The sequence below is a fragment of the Mucilaginibacter kameinonensis genome, from assembly GCF_003675385.1.
GTDB lineage: Bacteria > Bacteroidota > Bacteroidia > Sphingobacteriales > Sphingobacteriaceae > Mucilaginibacter > Mucilaginibacter kameinonensis.
The window spans coordinates 85,279-105,069 of the sequence record NZ_RCWZ01000004.1 but is presented as its reverse complement, the minus strand read 5'-3'; the positions used below and the strand labels follow the sequence as shown (position 1 = coordinate 105,069).

Below are 19,791 nucleotides of genomic sequence, written 5' to 3'. Positions count from 1 at the left end.
AAACCGGGGATACAAACTAATATTTATCGGAAAACAGATAAATGTTAAAAAAGAATTTACCCCTTATAGAATTAACCATAGACCCGGAAGAAGATTCATTTGTTCAGGCCGTAGCATTAGTTGAACATCCTGCTAATGAAATGCAGTGGTTAAGCTTTGCTAAAAATGAGCAGTTAAAGTTTGCTGCTGATGATCTTAAAAAAGAATTGTTAGGTGTTGCCCTGATTCCTAATCAGGTTATTTATAGAAACTCCCCGGAGTTGGGGGAATATGCCTGTACCTTTTCAAAAGATACTATCCGAGAAATTTCACAGGTGTTTGCCCGGAAAGGTTTCTTCAATAATACCAATTTAGAACATTCATTAATCCCTGCTGACTCTTACATATTTCAATCTTATATAGTAGATACCGATAAAGGAATTTTAGCACCTAAAGCTTTGGGTAGTGTACCTATTGGCAGTTGGGTGTTAGGCTTAAAGGTTCTATCAGATCAGGTTTGGTCAGATATTCAATCAAAAAAAATTACAGGATTGTCCGTTGAGGGGCTGTTTGGAATGATCGATACCAAAACTACAGTTAATCTTTCAAAACAATATTTATTATCCGAATTAGAAACCGCTTTTAAGGAATTAGCTGAATTAGAACAGCTAAAAGATAATATCTAAGCTATCTAATATTTATCGGTATAAAAACGAGATGGAAAAAAGCGCAATACAATTAGCAAAGGAAAAGTGCCAAAATCTATTGAAGTTTTTTACTGAAAAGTATGATGAATCGTTTGAAGCCGTAAAAGTTAAAGATTCAGACAGTATGCTTGAGTACGCCGAACTTAAAGAGGGTGCTGAAATTTCAACCAGTACTTCAAATGGTTCAGTGCCTGCACCTGATGGCGATTACGCATTGTCGAATGGCGCAGAAATAACAGTAAAAGACGGAAAAATAGATAAAATCACAAAAGAACCTGATGCACCTGTAGAAGAAGCTGAAAAACCTAAAGAAGAAGATTTGGCTGCGCCTGTAGAAGGTTCACCCGCTGAAGAAGCTACAGAAACCCCGGCAGATGAAGCTAAAGAAGATGATGCAACACAAGCATTATCAGACAGGATTTCAACTCTGGAAGATGCAGTAAAATCAATTTTACAGGTAATCAGTGAAGCACCTACAAAAGAAGATGTACAAAACTTCAATTCAACAATTGAACTACTAAAAAAAGTACCCACCCAACTATCAGCCGATAACAGGGTGGAGATAAAGGAATCCGAATTAGAAAAATACAAACGAATCGGTAATTCTTTCAAAAAGTAATACCCCTAATTATAAGATGGCTTATAATATTTCAGCCCTACCTGTCTATAATGACGAAACCTCAAGGGCGTTCATGACAAGAGCAATTTTAGGCGCTCAGACAATTAAAATGTTGTTAGATGCCAACGCATTTGACGGTACTGCAAAAGGTAACAAAGCAGTACAATTAGCTAATACTGATGTTCAAATTCAAGATGGTTCAACCTGTGGCCGTAATGCTTTAGGTGATACTGTTTTGGGTGAAGCTATCTTATCTGTTAAGGATTTGAAAGTGAACCTTAACTATTGCGTTCGTGACCTTGAAAAAACTTACGCAGTTCAGGATATGAAGGCCAAAATGGCAGGTCAGGTGTATGATGATGGTTTGTTCTTAGACTTTATTGGTACTGAAGTTTCAGACAAAGTACAGGCAGCTTTAGAGCAAATGATCTGGAAAGGTGATAAAGCCTCTGGTGCTACTGCAACTTTAAAACAGATTGACGGTTTCGTAAAACAAATCACTGGTGCTACCTACATTCATTTATCGGGTGGTACTTCTGGTGATACCATTTCGCAACTACAGGCTTTTGATTTGCAAATGCCCGTTGAGATTGCTAACAAAGAAGATTACAGAATCTTTATTGGTACTGACACTTACAGGAAGTATGTATCTCAAATCGCTGCTAAAAACTTATTCAATCCTAATGACCAATTAACATTATGGGGTAGCGTTTCGAAACTGGCTCCGGTTGATGGCCTCAATTCGACAGGTGCTGTAGTTGCTGCACGTATGTCACAATTACAGGCAGGTGGAGAAATGCAGGATGTAGCATTAGTTAACAAGTATTCTATGGAAACCGAACAGGTTTATTTTGACTCTCGTTTTTCATTAGGTGTAGTACCAATTTATACTGAATCTATCGGTTACGGTACAATAAAATAATAATAATGTAAGAGGGGCTGACAATCCGGTTAGCCTCTTTTATATCCGACTTAAAATATTTATAAAAAATGGCTTGTAATTCATTAACCCTGTTGGCTCGTGAGTGTGGGAAGAATACTAAAACCGGGGTACGTGATGAAGTTTACCTGATTGCCTATAGTGATTTAGCTATCATATCAGGTTCAACTGAAGTTTACGCTGTATCATCTGGTGGAACTATTTCTAACATCAACGTAGCTTCAGGAAAAACGTTTGTAAAATACGGTGCAGTAAAAGATCAGAACAGTATCAAGTCTGACTATACCTATAACGATAATGGTACTTACGATATACAAAAATCACTTTCGTTTACTTTGGCTAACATCGGTAGTATCGCTGCTAAAACAGCAGTTGAGAATCTTTTCGGAAATCCGGTTGCTGCTTTAGTTAAACTCAAAAACGGTACTTGGATTGGATTTGGGCTTAACGGTCAATTTCAGTTGAAATCTGTAGCTACCGAGGTGTCAAATTCTGCAAACGGTAGGGTTTTGACCCTTTCCGGCAGCGATGTAGAAGAACCGCAGATCGTAGACCCGACAATAATCAACTCAATAGTTGCTCTATAATTCTTTGCTCATAAGAATTATCCAACCTCTGCCAATCCCGGCAGGGGTTTTTTCTTATATATAATCCGGGTGCTAATATTTATCTAAAACAAAATGTTGGTAATAGATAAATCAAACCCTGTTCAAAGAATCATTTTAACGTTAACTGAAATCACAGGTATCGCCGATGCCGAATACATAGTTAAGCTTAAACATGATGCAACCAGATTTGAATATACTTTTTCCTTGCCCGTGAATGTTTCACCTGCTCCCGAAAGGTTTGATCTATTCTTAGTTACCACCTCAGTATTTGATGATATGCCTACGGGCTATTATATCTATTTAGTTTTTACTAATTCTCCAACTCCGGGCCACTCTTTTAAATCAGGTAAGCTTTTGATTAAAGATTTAGAGGTAACCGAATATGTAACACCGCCAAATACAGATACCAATGAATATATAATTTATTAATGAGTAACGATTTAGTGCAGGTTGATGATAATAAATTTAGAACCGCTATAATCAATTTTAGTAGAAGTATAACACCCCTGCCAGAAAATTTTAGACAGGGTACTACTGATGACAATTATGTTAGGTACGGTGATGATAACCTGTACCCAAATTTCCTTTTGCGCCTTTTGGCTTCTGTTCCTTTACACCGCTCAATTGCGCTATCAAAAGCTAATTACATTTTAGGTGATGGCATAGTAGTAAAAGACACTGGCAAACCTGCTGATTTTGATATAAATCTGGTTGATTCTTTTGAAGAGGTTATTCGCAAATGCGTACAGGATTATATCATCTTCAATACTTTCGTTTTAGAAATTCAGTATGATGTTTTAAAAAATAAGCCTCTTTATTTCAATCATATTCCTGCTAACCAAATGCGCTGCAATTTTCCTAAAACTAAGTTTTGGATTTGCCCGGATTGGAAGCAGAAAAGAAGCGTGTTAAGCTATGATCGTTGGATAAAAGGCAATAACCCCGACCAGAAATCTAAGATTTTCATGTTTCAGGGTTATGTACCCTCTGCGCAAAATACCTATGCAGAAGTTTCATATCAACCTGCTGTAACCAGTATGGTAAGTGAAATCCTATTGCAGGATTTTATTAAGGCAAATTTAGAAGATGGTTTTAGCCCCTCAGTAATCTTAAGCTTTTTTAAAGGCCAACCTACCGATGAACAAGCCAAAGAATTTGAACGCAAACTTAGAACTGAGTACTCCGGCGCAGCAGGTAAGAAATTCCTAATCAATTATAATGATATGGGAAGTGAAAAGGGTTTGCAGGTTGATAGCATTTCATCAACTGATTACACTGATAAATTAGATTTCGCCCGCAAAGCCAATATTGAAGATATTTTAACAGCACATCAGGCAACCAGTAGGATTTTATTTGGTGTAGAGCAGGAGGGCGGTTTAGGCGGTAACGGTCAGGAAATCGAAAAGGCTTATCAGGTTTTCAAAAACGTATTTGTTAAAGATAGCAGAAACGTAATTGAGGGCGCAATCAATAAACTTTTGGCCGATGCCGGATTTCCTGCCATAGAATTTAAGGATAAATCAAATATCCTGATGGCTGAATTGTCAGATCAGACCAGAGAACGGGTATTGACTATTGATGAATTAAGAAGCTTGGATAACAGAGCGCCGTTACCGGATGGCGCAGGTCAAAAGCTACTTACCATCAATAAAGTTGATTCAGCTTCGGCAAACTTTGAAGCTGATAATTCAGATGCCGATAAATACAAAAACGGTAGGGTATTAAAAGCAGAAGATTTTGATAAGATCAAACATTTAGGTAGCCACCGGGGGAATTTTACTCTTTTATCAAAACAGGAGTTTGAAACCCATAGTCATGAACAATTCCGAAAAGTGGAGTTGCAATTTGATGATGATAACGACATCGAAAATTATCTGATTAAAACCCCGATTAATGGTAAAACCCTGTCAGAAATCAAAGCTAATATCAAAAAGGAATTAGGTATCAGTATTACGACTAATGATCTTTCAGACCGCATTACAGCCCTTACAAACGCTAATCTGATAACGTCTAAAGTAACAGATGGGAATGTTGAATCTGCTCCTATAATCTCCCAAAATCCCCGTACTGTGGAAGTGCTTTATGAGTACAAAAAGAGGCCGGAGGTTCCCGGCGATACCCTTTTAAAAACCAGTAGAGATTTCTGTAAGCAAGTGGTTGATGTTGATAGATTGTATACCCGTTCTGAAATTCAAAAGATGTCAGAAATATTCGGTTATGATGTATTTCAACACGCCGGGGGATGGTGGTTCAATACTGCAACCCAAAAAGCTGAAAATCAGTGTCGCCATTATTGGAATAAAGTGAGAGTGATTAGAAAGGAGAGCGACCAATGAGGCAAATAACATTTATCTCCGTTGATTATCTGAAAGAGAATAGCATTATACAGGCTAATGTTGAGGAAAAGATTTTAAGTCAGGCAATCTTAGAATTTCAGGAACTGGAATTGGAAGAGTTAATAGGCTCAACTGTCTATAAAAGGTTAAGTAATGAAGTAGTTTCAGCTACTACTATTTCCGGTTACACCATCCCGGATGTGGATAGTGATTTATTGCGCTACATCAAGCCCTTCATGTTGTACGGTTCTTTGCTAAATAGCCTAAACCCGCTTCATTATAAAGTATCAAATAAAGGGGTACAAAAGCTTAATGATGATAATGCTACTACAGCAGATAAAAGTGATATAGATGCTTTAAGAAGCACTTATACTACTAAAAAAGATGCCTACAAAAAACGTTTGTTGGATTATTTAAAGACTGATGAAGACCCTGATACCAACCCCGCCCCGGATGCGGATTCTACGTTTAGTTTTACTGGTATTTCTCTTTCAGATGATACTTTCAATTATGAAGATTTATACCGTGCATCTGTGTATAAAACCGGATATTACCGGAGAAGGGTTTTTTAATGATTTCGATAAATCAATACATCAAACTCATTGCTGATTTCTTCAAAAGCCATAATCAAATTAACACTGTCGATGTTGGTAATGAGTTCAATTTTAACGCTGAATCCAACATCGTTTATCCGGTTGCTCATTTTGAGTATCTAACTCAAAATATTCAGGATAAAAATGTTGTACATCAATTTGAAGTTACTTTAGCTGACTTGTTTGACCCTAATATACCTAATGCTGAATTGGCAATTTGGTCAGATATGAACCTGATTGCAGATGATATGATTACTTATTTTGCTAATCAGTATGATGCTGATTACGACATAAACGAGAATGTAAATATCCAGAAGTTTAGTAACGGAAATGTTGATAGGATAGCAGGTTGTGTTTTTGTGGTATCATTTAGCCAATTCAGGGAGGCTAATAGTTGTATAATTCCAACGGAAGATAATATCGATAACTCAATAGGTTCATTTGATGCTCAATTTACCTCTGAATTGCAGTAACTCACACCGCAAGTACACCGTATAAGATGGTGTAAATGTCATATTAGCCGAAGCAATAGTTAAGCTTAAAGCCCGCTTTCGAGTGGGCTTTTTCTGTTTATAATAAATCCCCGGACTAATATTTATCAATGTGAAAATTGATAAAGACGGGATAAAATTTATTTCAAATCAGGAAGGTGTAAGGCTTAAAGCTTACAAAGATATAGTAGGTGTTTGGACTATTGGAATCGGTTGTACTTATTATCCTGATGGTACACCTGTTAAACAAGGTGATGTAATAACCCCGGCGCAATGTGATGAACTCTTTTCAAAAGTGGTATCCACCTATGAGAAAGCAGTAACCACAGCTATCAAAGTATCACTCAATCAAAATCAATTTAACGCATTAGTTTCTCTGGCTTTTAACATTGGTACAGTGGGATTTGGAAAATCTACGTTGGCTGAAAAAATCAATGCAGGGGCAACACTGGAAGAAATAAGAGCAGCTTTTAACCTCTGGAATAAAGCCGGAGGCAAAATAAATTCAACATTAGTAAAGAGGCGTAAAGACGAAGCCGATTTATATCTTAAACCTAAGCAATGAAACCAATTTTAACACTTATATATGGCTTTTTACAATCCTTTCCCGCACTTTTAAAATTCATTTGGGCTAACCTTGCCAAATTGGTGATATGGACATTTTGTGTGTACCTATTACCTACTTATGAACTGATTTCGCTTACGTTGTTTTTGTTGGCAGCAGATATGATTACCGGGATTTGGAAATCATTAAAGACAGGGGTGCCAATCACAGCTGCTAAGATTGGGCTAACAGGTGAAAAAATGGTTGGATATGTTATTGGCTTAATCGGTTGCTACAGTGTGCAACACGTTATTACACACGATTTAGTCAAAGTTATGCTTTTCTATTGCGGTATTATTAGTTTGAAAGAACTGAAATCAATTATCGAAAATATTGAAGTGATTACAAACACACCAATCTGGGGTGAATTAATAAAACAGGTTGGTAGCCTGTTTCCTAAAAAAGATAAAAAAGACAATGAAACTAATTAAGATTTTAGAATTGATATCCGGGATAATAACTACAGTGTTAGCAGTGATAAAACCTAAAATGTAACTACTTTGGAAGATATCTTAATATTTAAAAATCAAAAGTATGAATTTGGGTTAAAGGGCAATTTTGAAATTCTTTATACCAATTAACACTATTTAAAGGTAAATCCGATGTTTTTGGAATCCAGCTCTTAACTATTATGTTATTTTTCAATTCTACGATTTTAACTGATTGAAGTAAATAATGATTTACAACGCTGTAAATTGCCTGTTGTTCATAATGCTTACCATTAAAAAAAATCTCGAAAACGAATCGACCTTTAGGTTTTAAATTGGTATTAGTAAACAGAGGCAAATTGAAAGTTGCGCTTGAATGAGAGTCGATATAATTCATCGCACCAAGTTCAAATTTGACCGAATCAGAACATTTGTTGGTTATATATTTTTGATTTTTGAAAATAGTTATTTTACAACCTTCAATAGCATCATAATTTATAACCCGTCCGGTTATATTATAAACAGGAAGGTCGCTGAAATTTTCAATTTTTCCATTCAAAGTGTTTTTAGTCAGTACCATAAATCTAAATACGGGTACGTCATTGCTACCGTGAATCAGAGTTTGCAAATTACTCGCAGCATTTTGTAATTCTTTAGCGGATTGCTTCTGGTTATCAATAATTAGGTTTGATTCTTTGATAGAATTTCTGTCTAATGTGTTTCTCAATATTTTATTGGTCTTTAATATCGTCGACAATTCAGCGTGCAGCTTTATTTTCTCTTTTTCAGATGTGATTTCCTCGATTTTACTGTTTAAATAGTTGGCAATTAATATAACGCCAGTCAAAAGAGTTAAAATAATAATCCATCGTTTCGTTTTTACAGCATCCGATTTTGTAATGGCTTTTGTTGACCGTAAATCTTTTTTTAAGCCCAAAATAGATATATATGCAGTTAGAGCAATTGAGATAGCTTGGGAAATTAATAGGATTAGGTTCATAAATCAAATATAAAAATTTTCAACACCTTTTTGTTTTGCTAAGATTATTAGTATAGCTTTGTGTTTATGGCAAGGATGTTTGATACAATCGAAAAGGAACTGCAAATTAACGCAGATAAAGCCCGTAAGATGGGGTATTGGTTTTGTAATCAACAAACTGGTCATTGGATGACTCCGGAGGAATTTGAAATTCAGGGTAAGATGGATTTAATTGTTCACGGCGAAAATTGTAGAACAGTGCTAATCTATTATAAGATGGGCGACCCCCGGAGCCAAATCAAGAGAGGTTTGAAAGATATCAACCAAGCTTCTTTAAAATTACAGGAGTTTGCGGAAAAAGTATTTTCGTATTTTAACCAAGTTCCTAAAGACTTTGGACAAACATTCAAATGAATAGCTATTTGGAAATGGTAAGGGTTTACTTAAGTCAGGAGTTACCCCCACTTTATAACACTTTGGTATCGGTAGTTGACGGACGTATTAGGATAACCTTACCAGAAATAGGTAAATCCTTTAATGATAGTTATGCAATCGTACAACCTATGATTGTTGAATGTATCAACCGGATTAGAGAATTGAAATATAATGTTAATTTTACTATTTGGTCTGAAACCCAATTAAGAGAGTTTACCATTGCAAAAAAAGTCTCCTGATAGCACCTGTGACAGGTTTTTCTAAAATTGATTGCTTTTAATAAATTTGAGCTTCAGAAATATTCTGGAAAATAAGTTTAGGTAAGCCTTCCAAACAGCGAGTGTTATGGGAGGCTTTATTTTTATCAGGATGCCGGATAGGGAATAACAACCACATCTCCGCCCTGTGGTATAATAACGGGAGTCGGAATAGGAGCTATTAAAGCAAAAGCAAAACATATTGCAGTCAGCGTAAGAAACACCAGTGCTAAACCTAAAATTTCTCTGTCTTCCTCGTTAAATTTCATATTATATATTTATAAAAAAGCTACCTATCATAGGTCAATATTGCTATTTGAGATGCTATATACGTCCGTCATATTAATATAATTATTCTTTTACTCCTTATGGTTGTAAATGTAATGTATCTTTGACATATTATTGATACCTAACCTATGGCAAATGATAAATAAAATTCAAAAAGCAGCAGATTCTCTATCTGTTGGTACGCCCTTTCAAAATTTCGAATTTTATACGACAGTAACTGTCCTTTTTGCAGTGGTGATTTTTCAAATAAGACGGTTGAGTCGTAAAAAAAAGTACTGAGGAACTTTATTACTTCTATATGAATAAGGTAAATTTGAGTAGTTGAACCTCATTAAATATGAAAAGAACCTTATCTATCATCTTATTACTGTTGCCGTTTACTCTTTTTGGTCAGGATTTAATACCATTTCCTCAACTACCTAAAGACAGCACCACAAATCAGGTTACTTATAAACAAATCATTCAAGTGCCCGGAGTATCAGCCATTGATATTTATAACCGTTCTCGTGAATGGTTTGCCACTACTTTTAAATCAGCTAATAGCGTTTTACAGTTACAAGATAAAGATGCAGGCAAACTTATTGGTAAAGGTGTTTTTTCACATTCATACCCATTAAATGCAGGTGTTTTCGAAAATTACACTATTGGTTTTACAATCAATATTACCGTCAAAGAAGGTAAATACAGAATCATTTTAGACAACTATACATTGACATCCGCTATGGGGAATAATCCGGGTTCTCCGGGAACTATCGAAGCCATCTACCAAAATGAGGAAAAATTGAAAACAGCCAAAAGTAAAATTCAAAAGCAGGTATATAATATCTTTTGGCAGTTATTAACTGATATTGACAACGATTCGAAAGGGCTTATTGTAAGCAATTATAAAGCAACCACTACTAAACCTAAAGATGACTTTTAAGCTATAATAATATGAACACTGAAAGCTTAGTTATTTCCCTAATTGTAAATGTTGTTGGCGTTGGAGCATTCGTCATCGACCGGATTTACCGTATTAATTACATAAAGGAATACAAGGAAGCAAAAGAGGCTCAGATAACAATGTTAAAAGAGCAGGTTGAATTTTTGTCCAAACACGATGATAATTACCTTTCAAATAAAATGAAGGAACGTTTCGAAACTATGAAACTGTTGTTAAATGAAAATGATACTAAATCAGGTAGAGAAGTCGGATTAATGGTTGGTAGATTGGAAGAAACTGTAAATTTTTTGACCGATGAGAACAGCAAATTAAAAGAAGAAAAAGGAGCATTTAAAGAGGCGTTGACAATCACTCTGGAGCTATTTGATTTTATGTCAAAAAGAGTCGAACTAAACAAAGTTGATTACCAACCAACCGCTGAAGAGCAAAATTTATATTTTAAAAAAATTTCAAGAGTGGAGGAATTGATGAAAAAATACGATTTTGATGAAGAATAAATGACTCCCGTTTTATTGCGTAATTCAATAAGACTTTGAGAATATAGCTCGCATTCATTTTCGTAAAAAGTGGTTGTTTTCAAAGTGTTTTTACGAAAAAAATGAATTTTGACCGTTGAAAAAGGGACAAAATCAAATAAAAAAAGGTCAAAAAAGGGATAAATTCCAACTTCTTTAAAAACGAAAAAGTGCCTCTACCCTCTGGAAACGCTGTTTTTGATTTCAATTTTGTATCAATTTAAAAGAGTGTACTTTTACGAGTAGAAATCTGGGGTTAAAATGAACAAGGTAGCGCGGGTATTATTCAGGTATTTTGTAAAGGGAATGTTGGTGGTAGTGCCGGTGGGTGCAGCTATTTTCTTGATGTACTGGGCAGTGGCCAGCATTGATAAAGCACTAAACCTGAGCGATTTTCTGGTTGATAAAACTGGAAAACACGTATATATTCCCGGTCTCGGCATCCTTAACGTGGTTGTGGTGATCATGATCATGGGGGTACTGGTTACCAACGTAATTACCGAGCCTATTAAAGCCTGGTTCAGGCGTTGGTTTGCGCGTTTGCCTATTTTCGCGTTCCTGTATTCCTCAATAAAAGACCTCACCGAAGCCTTTGTTGGCGAAGAGAAGAAGTTTAACGAGCCGGTACTGGTTGAGGTTAACGAGTTCGGCTTAAAAAAGATAGGTTTTCTTGTGCAGAAAGATCTGGCAAAGATCGGTTTACCCGGTGAGGTAGCTGTGTATTTTCCATATTCCTACTCGTTTGCCGGCCAGGTAGTTATTGTTGCTGCCGATAAAGTAAAGCCAATGGATAAGAGCGCGGCAGATGTCATGAAGTTTGTGATATCGGGCGGCGTGAGCGGGTTGGATTAACTTTTTAAGCTCCCCTCTTGAGAGGGGGCGAGGTTGGCGAGAGCGTAAGCAGGGGTGTGTTTATACGATTAGCCGATAAATGCAGAAACACACCCCTACACCCTCTCAAGAGGGGAATCGCACTTGCCCTTACTTTCTTTCCTGCTTCCTTAAAATTAATAATTATGTTTTGTGTTGGAATTACGGTACCGCTTCCACTTCTTTTGAATCAACCACCCCGGTTTTCTTAAAACTCCTTATCGCTAAGAAAACCGCTATCAGCATCAAGACCGCTCCCAAAATATAAGGCGCACCCGGAAAATAAGTTGATGTATTACGATGGGTAAATAAATGAAATACTGAGCTCATCAATAGTGGCCCTATAATCACCGCCAAACTGCTGATACTGGTTAATGAGCCTTGCAACTCGCCTTGCTCTTTTGGGGATACCGTACTGGTGATCATGCCTTGTAATGATGGCCCCGAAATGCCGCCGAGGCAGTAGGGTACCATGAACGCGTACATCATCCACCCCTGGTTGGCAAAAGCTATGAGCGTTAAGCCGATGGTATAAAACAGGAGCCCGGCTACGATATTTTTTTCCTGTCCAAATTTGGGGATGGTGTATCTGATCAATCCTCCTTGTATAGCTACCAGCACAATGCCAATAAAAAATCCTAAAAAGCCAATGCTTTTAAGGGCCCAGTCGAATTTTTCGGTTACGTAAAACGATAGCACATATTCAACCGCTTTTTGCGCTATATATACTAATGAGAACGCTCCTATCAACCCGGTTAAGGATTGATAGCGCGACAGGTTCCGTAATGAGCTTATCGGATTAGCTTTTTTCCACTCAAAACGCCTGCGGTTTTTAATGTTTAATGATTCGGGTAGTACGAAATAACCGTAGGTGGCATTCAGTAAAGCCAGTCCCGCGGCCAGCATAAAAGGGAAGCGTACGTTCAACGCGCCTAAAAAACTTCCGGTACCTATACCAATGATAAACCCAAGTCCGGATGCCGCGCCAACCAAACCGAAGTTAGCCGCGCGGTTTTTGCCGGTGCTGATATCTGCGATATAAGCCGTTGCAGTGGTATTACTGGCTCCTGCAAAACCTGCTATGGCCCGGCCAATAAACAACCATGCCACGGTAGGGGCAAAGGCCATAAAAATATAATCTATCCCAAACCCGATGAGCGAACCTAACAACACCGGTCTGCGCCCATACCTGTCGCTCAAGTTACCCAATAATGATGAAAACAGGAACTGCATAGAGGCATACGTGAAAGTGAGGTAGCCGTTATATTGCGCGGCGGTGCTCACATCCATATTGCCCAGTTTTTCGAGCAGCGAAGGCATTACCGGGATAATAATACCTAAACCCAACACATCAATAAAAAGCGTTACGAAAATAAACCCTAAGGCGGCGGTATGTTTTTTTTTAGGTTTGGCGCTCATTAATAATGATAAAGGTTTAAGCAGGTCAAAAGTTTTATTATGAGGTATTTTACAACTTTGGTATTTGATTTATACTTGCTTTTTTGCTATCGCGACAGGTGTTGGAAATGTGAAAAAAGTGTCATTGCGAGGAGGAACGACGAAGCAATGGCACGGCAGCGAGGCCGCTCTGCATAGCAAGCAATTGCCGCTACGCTTCGTAATGACATGGTTCTTGTATCAATGCAACGTTGCCATGGTATCAATATCCTTTGCCGAGGTTTTCTTTACGTTTTTAAAATTGCGTATGGCAAGCAAAGCGCTTATCAGCATCAGTATTGCCCCTAAAATAAATGGTGCTCCAGGTAAAAAGAACGGTCTTTTATCGTTAGTGAAATAATAAAACAGAGTAGTCATTACCCAGGGGCCAAAAATGGCGCTTAAGCTCATTAGACTTGTTAGACCGCCTTGTAACTCGCCTTGTTCATTGGCCGGTACCTGGTTAGTCATAATGCCTTGTAGTGCCGGGCCTGCAATGCCACCAAGCGCGTAAGGCACCATAAAGGCAAACATCATCCAGCCTTGCGTAGCCATAGCAAACAGGATAAGGCCAACGCTGTACAGCAGCAAACCAACCCAAATGCAACGTTCCATGCCCAGTTTAGGTAGTATAATGCGCATTAAACCTCCCTGTACAAGGGCTATCATTAGGCCAATAAAGGCCAGGGAATAACCAACGGTATCCTCGCCCCATTTAAATTTTTCGAAAGTGAAATACGTCCAAACGTTTTGTACGGCTTGTCCGGCAAAATATACCAGGAACAGCGACAGCGCCAGGCCCATTACCGATGGGTATTTTTTTAATTGCAATAATGAACCCAGCGGATTTGCCCTTTTTATATCAAAGGGGCGACGATGCGCGTCATCAAGCGATTCGGGCAGGATAAAGAACCCATAAATGGCGTTTAAAAATGCTAAGCCTGCGGCCGCAAAGAATGGATATTGAACATCCATTTTACCCAATACACCGCCAATGGCCGGACCAATAATAAATCCAAGACCAAAGGCAACGCCTATCATCCCAAAGTTTTGGGCACGTTTTTCGGGTGTGCTCACATCGGCTATGTAGGCCGAAGCTGTTGTAAAGCTGGCGCCGGTAATACCTGCAATGGCGCGTCCTAAAAATAACCAGCCAATAGATGGCGCAAAAGCAAGGAACAAATAATCGACACCAAAACCTAATAGCGAGCAAAGCAAAACCGGGCGGCGACCATACTTATCGCTCAGGTTACCGATCATTGGCGAAAACAGGAATTGCATCACTGAGTAGGCCAGTGTTAAAAAGCCGGCGTAAAGCGAGGCCTCACTTAAACCCGCGTGGATTAGTTTTTCAATGAGCTTGGGTAGTACCGGTATAATGATACCTAAGCCTACTACGTCAATCAGTAAAGTAATAAAAATAAAGCCTAAAGCCTTCTGCGGTTTATTTTGGGCGGAAGTGTCCATGGTGCAAAGTAAATTATTAAGGTTAATAATTGTTAAAATAATTGTATTTAAAATAATTTGTATCTAACTTAACTAAATAATTAGTTAAACCTATGAAACCACACAAATCAATCCTGCTGGTGCCGGCCTTGTTGGCTATGCAATGTGCTTTCGCGCAAACCGAACACCTCACACTATCAAATAACTATCCCGAAGCATCCGAAAAAATCAGAATAAAATATGATCCCGCCGGGACAGCTATAGCTGGGAAAAAGGATATCAGTGCGATAGTGTATTACTATAATGAAAAAAGTATACCACCTGCAGTGGATGTTGATCTTAAAGCACAGGGAAAACTTGTAACGGGTGAATTTGAAATACCTGCTAATACCCAGGCATTTTTTGTGAAGCTGTACAGCGGCGATGTTGTTGATAACAACAAGGGCAATGGTTATTTATATATGATCTATAAAAATAAGAAGCCTGTACCGGGAGCCTATGAAGCTAAAGGCATCATCCTCTGGACTTCGATAGGTAATTATTACGCCCAAATTAAAACAGACGAAGATGCCGGACTTGCTTTGTATAAAAAAGGAATAGAATTGTACCCAAACATGGAACGTAACATGGTTGGGTACTATGCGGTACTAAATACCAAAAAAGACCCGGAATCGGTAAAATTTATGAGCAATAAACTGGCAGAGCTTTTAAGAAGTAATAAAGAAAAAGACCTGACGACAGCCAGGAGTATTTATAACTGGCAGGGAAATAAAGCAGCTGTTGATTCGGTAAATAACATTATTTTTAAAAGGTTCCCGAATGGCGAAGGGATGAGGCGTAACCTTTATTTCACCGCAAAGGCAGAAAAAAATCTGGCGAAAAAAGATTCATTATACCAGGTTTATAACAGCAAATTCCCTGATCCGGATGCTGATGAGAACCGCTGGGGCGACGCGCTGAGGAGAGAACTTGCCATAACGTATTTAAAGGCGGGCAACCATAGTGCTTTTGATAAATATGTGGCCGAAGTAAAAGATAAAACAGGCCTGGCAGCAAGCTATAATAATATTGCCTGGAACTATGTTTTAAGGGATACTAATTTAAATGAAGCAGAGCTGATATCGAAAAAGAGCCTGGATATTTTATCGGATAATATAAATAACCCAAAGCCACACGAATTTGCTACGATTAAAGAAACGATAAACGCAGCAAAAGGCAGTTATGACATGTTTGCCGATACTTACGCGTTTATCTTATATAAAGAAAAAAGATATGACGAGGCTTTGAAAGTTCAGCAACCAGTATACGAGCATAATACCAGCGACTATGGCGAAGTGAATGAACATTATGTGCTTATTTTAAGTGCGTTAGGTAAATACGAGCAATCAACGGCTGTTATTGAACGTGCCATGAAAGCAGGTAAAGGTACCCCGGTGCTCACAGCCGAATTGAAGAATGCCTATGTAGCTACTAAAGGAAGTGATAAGGGGTACGATAGGTATTTCGCGATTTTAAATGAGATTTCCAATGCTGCCAAGCGGGCCGATATGGTTAAGAATATGAGCAGTAAGCCCGCTACTCCGTTCGCCTTAAAAGATTTTGAAGGTAAAACAGTTTCCTTAGCCAGCCTTAAAGGTAAAGTAGTGATTGTTGATTTTTGGGCGACATGGTGTGGCCCTTGTAAAGCATCGTTCCCAGGAATGCAGCTGGCCGTTGATAAATATAAGGACGATCCGGATGTGAAGTTTTTATTTATCGATACCTGGGAAAACGGTAATGATTATGCTGATGCTGTAAAGAAATTTATTGCCGACAATAAATATACTTTCCACGTGCTGTTTGATGATAAATTAGAAAACGGCCGCCAGGCCAAAGTGGTGACCCAGTTTGGGGTGACCGGCATACCTACAAAATTTGTAATTGATAAGAATGGTTTCGTCAGGTTTACTAAGGTTGGAAGTGGCGAAACCAATCAGATATTGGATGAGGTGAGCACCATGATAGAATTAGCAAGAGAGCCCGCTTCCTTTGAAACTGCGGCTTCCCCAAAGCACAGTATGAAATAGCAGATCAATTACTTAAACTATACCAACAAAAAATGCCGCCCTTAACCGAGCGGCATTTTTTATTTTGGAGCCTGTTAAAAGTTTGGCTTAAGTACGTATTTGTTGTAGAACCGGGTGATGTGCTCAACCGCTTCTTCGGCGGTATCAACAACACGGTACAGGTTAAGGTCGTCGGGATTGATGTTGTGCTGTTCGTTCAGCATTTTTTCTTCAACCCAGCTAAACAGGCCTTTCCAGTATTCAACCCCAACAAAAATAATGGGGAAGCGGGCAATTTTACCGGTTTGGATGAGGGTGATAGCCTCGAACGATTCGTCCATGGTACCAAAGCCGCCGGGCAAAATGATAAAGCCTTGCGAGTACTTCATAAACATAACCTTGCGGATAAAGAAGTAATCAAACTCCATGATCTTATCCCTGTCGATATATTTATTGTGGAACTGTTCAAAAGGTAATTCGATGTTCAATCCTACCGATTTGCCGCCATTTTCATAAGCCCCTTTGTTGGCTGCCTCCATAATACCGGGGCCACCGCCTGATATTACACCATAACCATGCTCGGTAAGCAGGCGGGCGGTATCTTCGGCCAGTTTGTAGTATTTGTTATCGTTATGCGTACGTGCGGATCCGAAGATTGATACGCAGGGGCCAATTTTAGCCAGTTTTTCAAAGCCGTCAACAAACTCGGCCATTATTTTAAATATCTGCCAGGAGTCGGTAACTTTAATTTCCTGCCAGTCTTTGTTCTCAAACGCTTGTCTTATTTTATCTTCACCTGTCATAGCCTTTTATTAGTCCGGAAGTCGGGGAAGTCCGAAAGTCCGGAAGTGGATTACATTTGTCTTACTTTACGCAAAGTACAAAGAAAATAGATTTCGATTAGGTAATTATTAAGTTTTTAACTTTCTGATTGACGGACTTCCCCGACTTTCCGACTCGAAAAGGCCAGGAGCCCGATAAATGTAATTAATCCGTTTACAATGATGAGTTCGTTACCAAAAACATATCCGCCTAAAATTGATTTTGATTCGGCATTTAAAAAATAACATATAGCAGGAGAGAGTACGCAAATGAAAGGTACCAGTTTATCTCTTACCTGCCTGTTGCCTACAAACAAGCCAAACGAATACAACCCAAGCAATGGGCCATAAGTATAGGAGGCCACGCTGAAAATGGCGCTTACCACAGCCTCATTATTAATGGCGTTGAATATGATAATAGTCAAAAACATCAGCCCCGAAAAGGCTATGTGTACCCAATGCCTAACCGCTACCATTTTTTTGCTGTTTACATCCGCGCGTTTATTAAAGTCTAAAAAGTCGACACAGAAAGAGGTGGTTAGCGCGGTAAGGGCCGAGTCGGTAGTGGCAAAGGTAGCTGCCGTTAAGCCCAGCATAAATATCATTGCCGGTACAAGTCCTAAATATTGCAGGGCTATGGTAGGGTATAGGTAGTCGGTTTTAGTAACATTGATACCGTTTTTAGCCGCGTACATATACAGCAAGGCGCCAACGCTCAGGAAAAAGATATTGATCACCACGAAAACGCCCACAAAGCTGAACATGTTTTTTTGCGCTTCCTTGATGTTTTTAAGGCTGAGGTTTTTCTGCATCAGGTCCTGATCAAGCCCGGTCATGCCAATGGTAATGAACATTGCCCCTAAAAACTGCTTCCCTAAATGGAGCTTGCTGCTCATGAAATCGTTAAAGAAAAATATTTTGGAGTAGCTGCTGTTTTTGATGGTTTCGGCAGCTTCGAAAATGTTCATGTGCAGGCTTTGGCAAATAAAGTATATCGACAGGAAAACAGATAGCACCAGGAAAAATGTTTGCAAGCTATCGGTAATAATAATGGTTTTCAATCCTCCTTTAAAGGTGTACGACCAAATAAGCAGCAAACAAATGAGTACTGTAACTGCGAAGGGTACATGATAACTATCGAAAATGAATTTCTGCAATACGATAACTACGAGGTACAACCTGAATGCCGAGCCGATTACCCGGCTCACTAAAAAGATAGCGGCAGCGGTTTTATAGCTCCAAACTCCCAAAGCCCCTTCAATGTAGCTGTAAATAGATGTAAGCTTAAGCCTGTAATATAACGGAAGCAATACCGTGGCGATAATGATAAACCCTGCAGCGTTTCCCAGCACAAACTGAAAATAAGCAAACTGATCGGTACCAACCTTGCCCGGAACGGAGATGAAAGTAACGCCGCTCAACGCTGTGCCTATCATCCCAAAGGCAACCAGGTACCATTTGGAATTTCGGTTGGCTACGAAGAAGGTATCATTATCTGACGATTTTTTTGATGTGAGCCAGGAGATGATAAGTAATACCAGAAAATAACCGATGATAAATGATAATAATACTCCGGGCGACATAGGTGTGTGTTATAATGTTTTTCTAAAGTCGGAATCTTTTTTTAAAAAAGGTAATTATTGTTGGATGGGATTTTGCCAGCATGTATTAAAAAATGTCATTGCGAGCGGAGCGCGGCAACCGCATACTTTACAGGGCGGCTATGCTTCCGTGCGATTGCCGCGCTCCGCTCGCAATGACATGAAAGAGATGCAATGAGTACACAGAATGCAATCACACAAAAAATATTTATCTTCGCGTAATGAATTTTTCGTCCAAATTACTGGAAAATGCAGTAGCCGAATTTGCCAAATTGCCGGGTGTTGGTCAGAAAACCGCACTGCGTTTAGTGCTGCATTTACTTAACCAGGATAAGCAGGATGTTGAGCGTTTTAGTACGGCGGTAACCAAGCTCCGCAACGAAATACAGTTTTGCCGCGTTTGCCATAATATATCTGATTTGCCGGTTTGCGAGATTTGCTCATCGCACCGTCGTGATCATAGCCTGATTTGTGTTGTTGAGGATACCCGCGATGTAATGGCGATTGAAAACACCAACCAGTTTAATGGCGTTTACCATGTGCTTGGCGGCTTAATATCGCCGATGGATGGCGTTGGGCCGTCAGATCTGCAGGTGGATACCCTGGTTGAGCGACTGAAACCAACAGTTGATAATGAGGTGAAAGAAGTGGTTTTTGCCCTCAGTGCCACTATGGAAGGTGATACAACGCTGTTCTATCTTCATAAAAAATTAAAAAGTTTCAATATTACCATTACAACTATAGCTCGTGGCATAGCTTTTGGTGGTGAATTAGAGTACGTGGATGAGATAACTTTGGGCCGCTCCATAGCTACCCGCGTTCCGTATGAAAATTCACTATCTAAATAGC

At 38.8% G+C, this 19,791-nt stretch carries 22 protein-coding genes; 16 read left to right on the top strand and 6 right to left on the bottom strand.

The genetic code is table 11. The features are described 5' to 3' along the window. Positions 1–41 precede the first annotated feature (41 nt). From EAH55_RS18850 to EAH55_RS18805, 10 genes are all read left to right on the top strand, one after another. Positions 42–665, top strand: a complete 624-nt coding sequence (locus tag EAH55_RS18850; protein ID WP_121811013.1) for an XkdF-like putative serine protease domain-containing protein — start codon at positions 42–44, stop codon at positions 663–665. A 31-nt stretch (positions 666–696) separates the two neighbouring features. After that, positions 697–1,305 (top strand): hypothetical protein, encoded by a 609-nt coding sequence (locus tag EAH55_RS18845; protein ID WP_121811012.1) that lies wholly within the window; start codon positions 697–699, stop codon positions 1,303–1,305. Positions 1,306–1,321: 16 nt separating this feature from the next. Further along, positions 1,322–2,227 (top strand): hypothetical protein, encoded by a 906-nt coding sequence (locus EAH55_RS18840; RefSeq protein ID WP_162996953.1) that lies wholly within the window; start codon positions 1,322–1,324, stop codon positions 2,225–2,227. 68 nt (positions 2,228–2,295) lie between these two features. Continuing rightward, entirely contained in the window at positions 2,296–2,832 is a 537-nt protein-coding gene (locus tag EAH55_RS18835) for a hypothetical protein (protein ID WP_121811010.1), read from the top strand. Positions 2,833–2,925: 93 nt separating this feature from the next. Continuing rightward, positions 2,926–3,282, top strand: a complete 357-nt coding sequence (locus EAH55_RS18830; RefSeq protein WP_121811009.1) for a hypothetical protein — start codon at positions 2,926–2,928, stop codon at positions 3,280–3,282. Then, a complete protein-coding gene (locus EAH55_RS18825; protein WP_121811008.1) occupies positions 3,282–5,189 on the top strand; it encodes a phage portal family protein in 1,908 nt (635 codons plus the stop codon). Before EAH55_RS18830 ends, EAH55_RS18825 begins: the two co-directional genes overlap by 1 nt. Beyond that, entirely contained in the window at positions 5,186–5,761 is a 576-nt protein-coding gene (locus tag EAH55_RS18820) for a DUF6712 family protein (protein WP_121811007.1), read from the top strand. The genes EAH55_RS18825 and EAH55_RS18820 overlap by 4 nt, the downstream gene beginning before the upstream one ends. Continuing rightward, positions 5,761–6,255, top strand: coding sequence for a hypothetical protein (locus EAH55_RS18815; RefSeq protein ID WP_121811006.1), 495 nt, complete (start codon positions 5,761–5,763; stop codon positions 6,253–6,255). Before EAH55_RS18820 ends, EAH55_RS18815 begins: the two co-directional genes overlap by 1 nt. Before the next feature lie 130 nt (positions 6,256–6,385). Next, positions 6,386–6,838, top strand: coding sequence for a lysozyme (locus tag EAH55_RS18810; protein ID WP_162996952.1), 453 nt, complete (start codon positions 6,386–6,388; stop codon positions 6,836–6,838). Further along, positions 6,835–7,308 (top strand): phage holin family protein, encoded by a 474-nt coding sequence (locus EAH55_RS18805; RefSeq protein ID WP_121811004.1) that lies wholly within the window; start codon positions 6,835–6,837, stop codon positions 7,306–7,308. The genes EAH55_RS18810 and EAH55_RS18805 overlap by 4 nt, the downstream gene beginning before the upstream one ends. An 88-nt stretch (positions 7,309–7,396) precedes the next feature. Here EAH55_RS18805 and EAH55_RS18800 read toward each other — a convergent pair whose 3' ends face one another. Beyond that, positions 7,397–8,305, bottom strand: a complete 909-nt coding sequence (locus EAH55_RS18800; protein ID WP_121811003.1) for a hypothetical protein — start codon at positions 8,303–8,305, stop codon at positions 7,397–7,399. A gap of 66 nt (positions 8,306–8,371) precedes the next feature. Between EAH55_RS18800 and EAH55_RS18795 the strand changes: the two genes are divergently transcribed. Then, positions 8,372–8,698 carry a hypothetical protein gene (locus tag EAH55_RS18795; protein WP_121811002.1) on the top strand — a complete coding sequence of 109 codons (327 nt, stop codon included), beginning with the start codon at positions 8,372–8,374 and terminating at the stop codon, positions 8,696–8,698. 385 nt (positions 8,699–9,083) lie between these two features. Here the strand turns inward: EAH55_RS18795 and EAH55_RS31000 are convergent, their stop codons facing one another. Continuing rightward, positions 9,084–9,245, bottom strand: coding sequence for a hypothetical protein (locus EAH55_RS31000; RefSeq protein ID WP_162996951.1), 162 nt, complete (start codon positions 9,243–9,245; stop codon positions 9,084–9,086). A gap of 356 nt (positions 9,246–9,601) precedes the next feature. Here EAH55_RS31000 and EAH55_RS18785 point away from each other — a divergent pair, with 356 nt between their 5' ends. From EAH55_RS18785 to EAH55_RS18775, 3 genes are all read left to right on the top strand, one after another. Beyond that, positions 9,602–10,186: a DUF4468 domain-containing protein gene (locus tag EAH55_RS18785; protein WP_121811000.1), complete on the top strand. Its 585-nt coding sequence runs from the start codon at positions 9,602–9,604 to the stop codon at positions 10,184–10,186. Positions 10,187–10,197: 11 nt separating this feature from the next. Next, positions 10,198–10,704: a hypothetical protein gene (locus EAH55_RS18780; protein WP_121810999.1), complete on the top strand. Its 507-nt coding sequence runs from the start codon at positions 10,198–10,200 to the stop codon at positions 10,702–10,704. Positions 10,705–10,983: 279 nt separating this feature from the next. Continuing rightward, a complete protein-coding gene (locus EAH55_RS18775; protein ID WP_121810998.1) occupies positions 10,984–11,574 on the top strand; it encodes a DUF502 domain-containing protein in 591 nt (196 codons plus the stop codon). A 180-nt stretch (positions 11,575–11,754) separates the two neighbouring features. On the opposite strand, the gene EAH55_RS18770 is transcribed toward EAH55_RS18775, so the two are convergent. Then, complete coding sequence (locus EAH55_RS18770; protein ID WP_114940535.1) at positions 11,755–13,011, bottom strand: TCR/Tet family MFS transporter; 1,257 nt, start codon at positions 13,009–13,011, stop codon at positions 11,755–11,757. 219 nt (positions 13,012–13,230) lie between these two features. Further along, positions 13,231–14,496: a TCR/Tet family MFS transporter gene (locus EAH55_RS18765; RefSeq protein ID WP_112569952.1), complete on the bottom strand. Its 1,266-nt coding sequence runs from the start codon at positions 14,494–14,496 to the stop codon at positions 13,231–13,233. 92 nt (positions 14,497–14,588) lie between these two features. Between EAH55_RS18765 and EAH55_RS18760 the strand changes: the two genes are divergently transcribed. Continuing rightward, positions 14,589–16,541, top strand: coding sequence for a redoxin domain-containing protein (locus tag EAH55_RS18760; protein WP_121810997.1), 1,953 nt, complete (start codon positions 14,589–14,591; stop codon positions 16,539–16,541). A gap of 74 nt (positions 16,542–16,615) precedes the next feature. On the opposite strand, the gene EAH55_RS18755 is transcribed toward EAH55_RS18760, so the two are convergent. Both EAH55_RS18755 and EAH55_RS18750 read right to left on the bottom strand, forming a co-directional pair. Continuing rightward, complete coding sequence (locus EAH55_RS18755; protein ID WP_112569956.1) at positions 16,616–17,323, bottom strand: LOG family protein; 708 nt, start codon at positions 17,321–17,323, stop codon at positions 16,616–16,618. A gap of 116 nt (positions 17,324–17,439) precedes the next feature. Beyond that, positions 17,440–18,924 carry a sodium:solute symporter gene (locus tag EAH55_RS18750; RefSeq protein WP_114940532.1) on the bottom strand — a complete coding sequence of 495 codons (1,485 nt, stop codon included), beginning with the start codon at positions 18,922–18,924 and terminating at the stop codon, positions 17,440–17,442. A gap of 239 nt (positions 18,925–19,163) precedes the next feature. Between EAH55_RS18750 and recR the strand changes: the two genes are divergently transcribed. Continuing rightward, entirely contained in the window at positions 19,164–19,790 is a 627-nt protein-coding gene (gene recR / locus EAH55_RS18745) for a recombination mediator RecR (RefSeq protein WP_121810996.1), read from the top strand. Position 19,791: the final 1 nt, after the last annotated feature.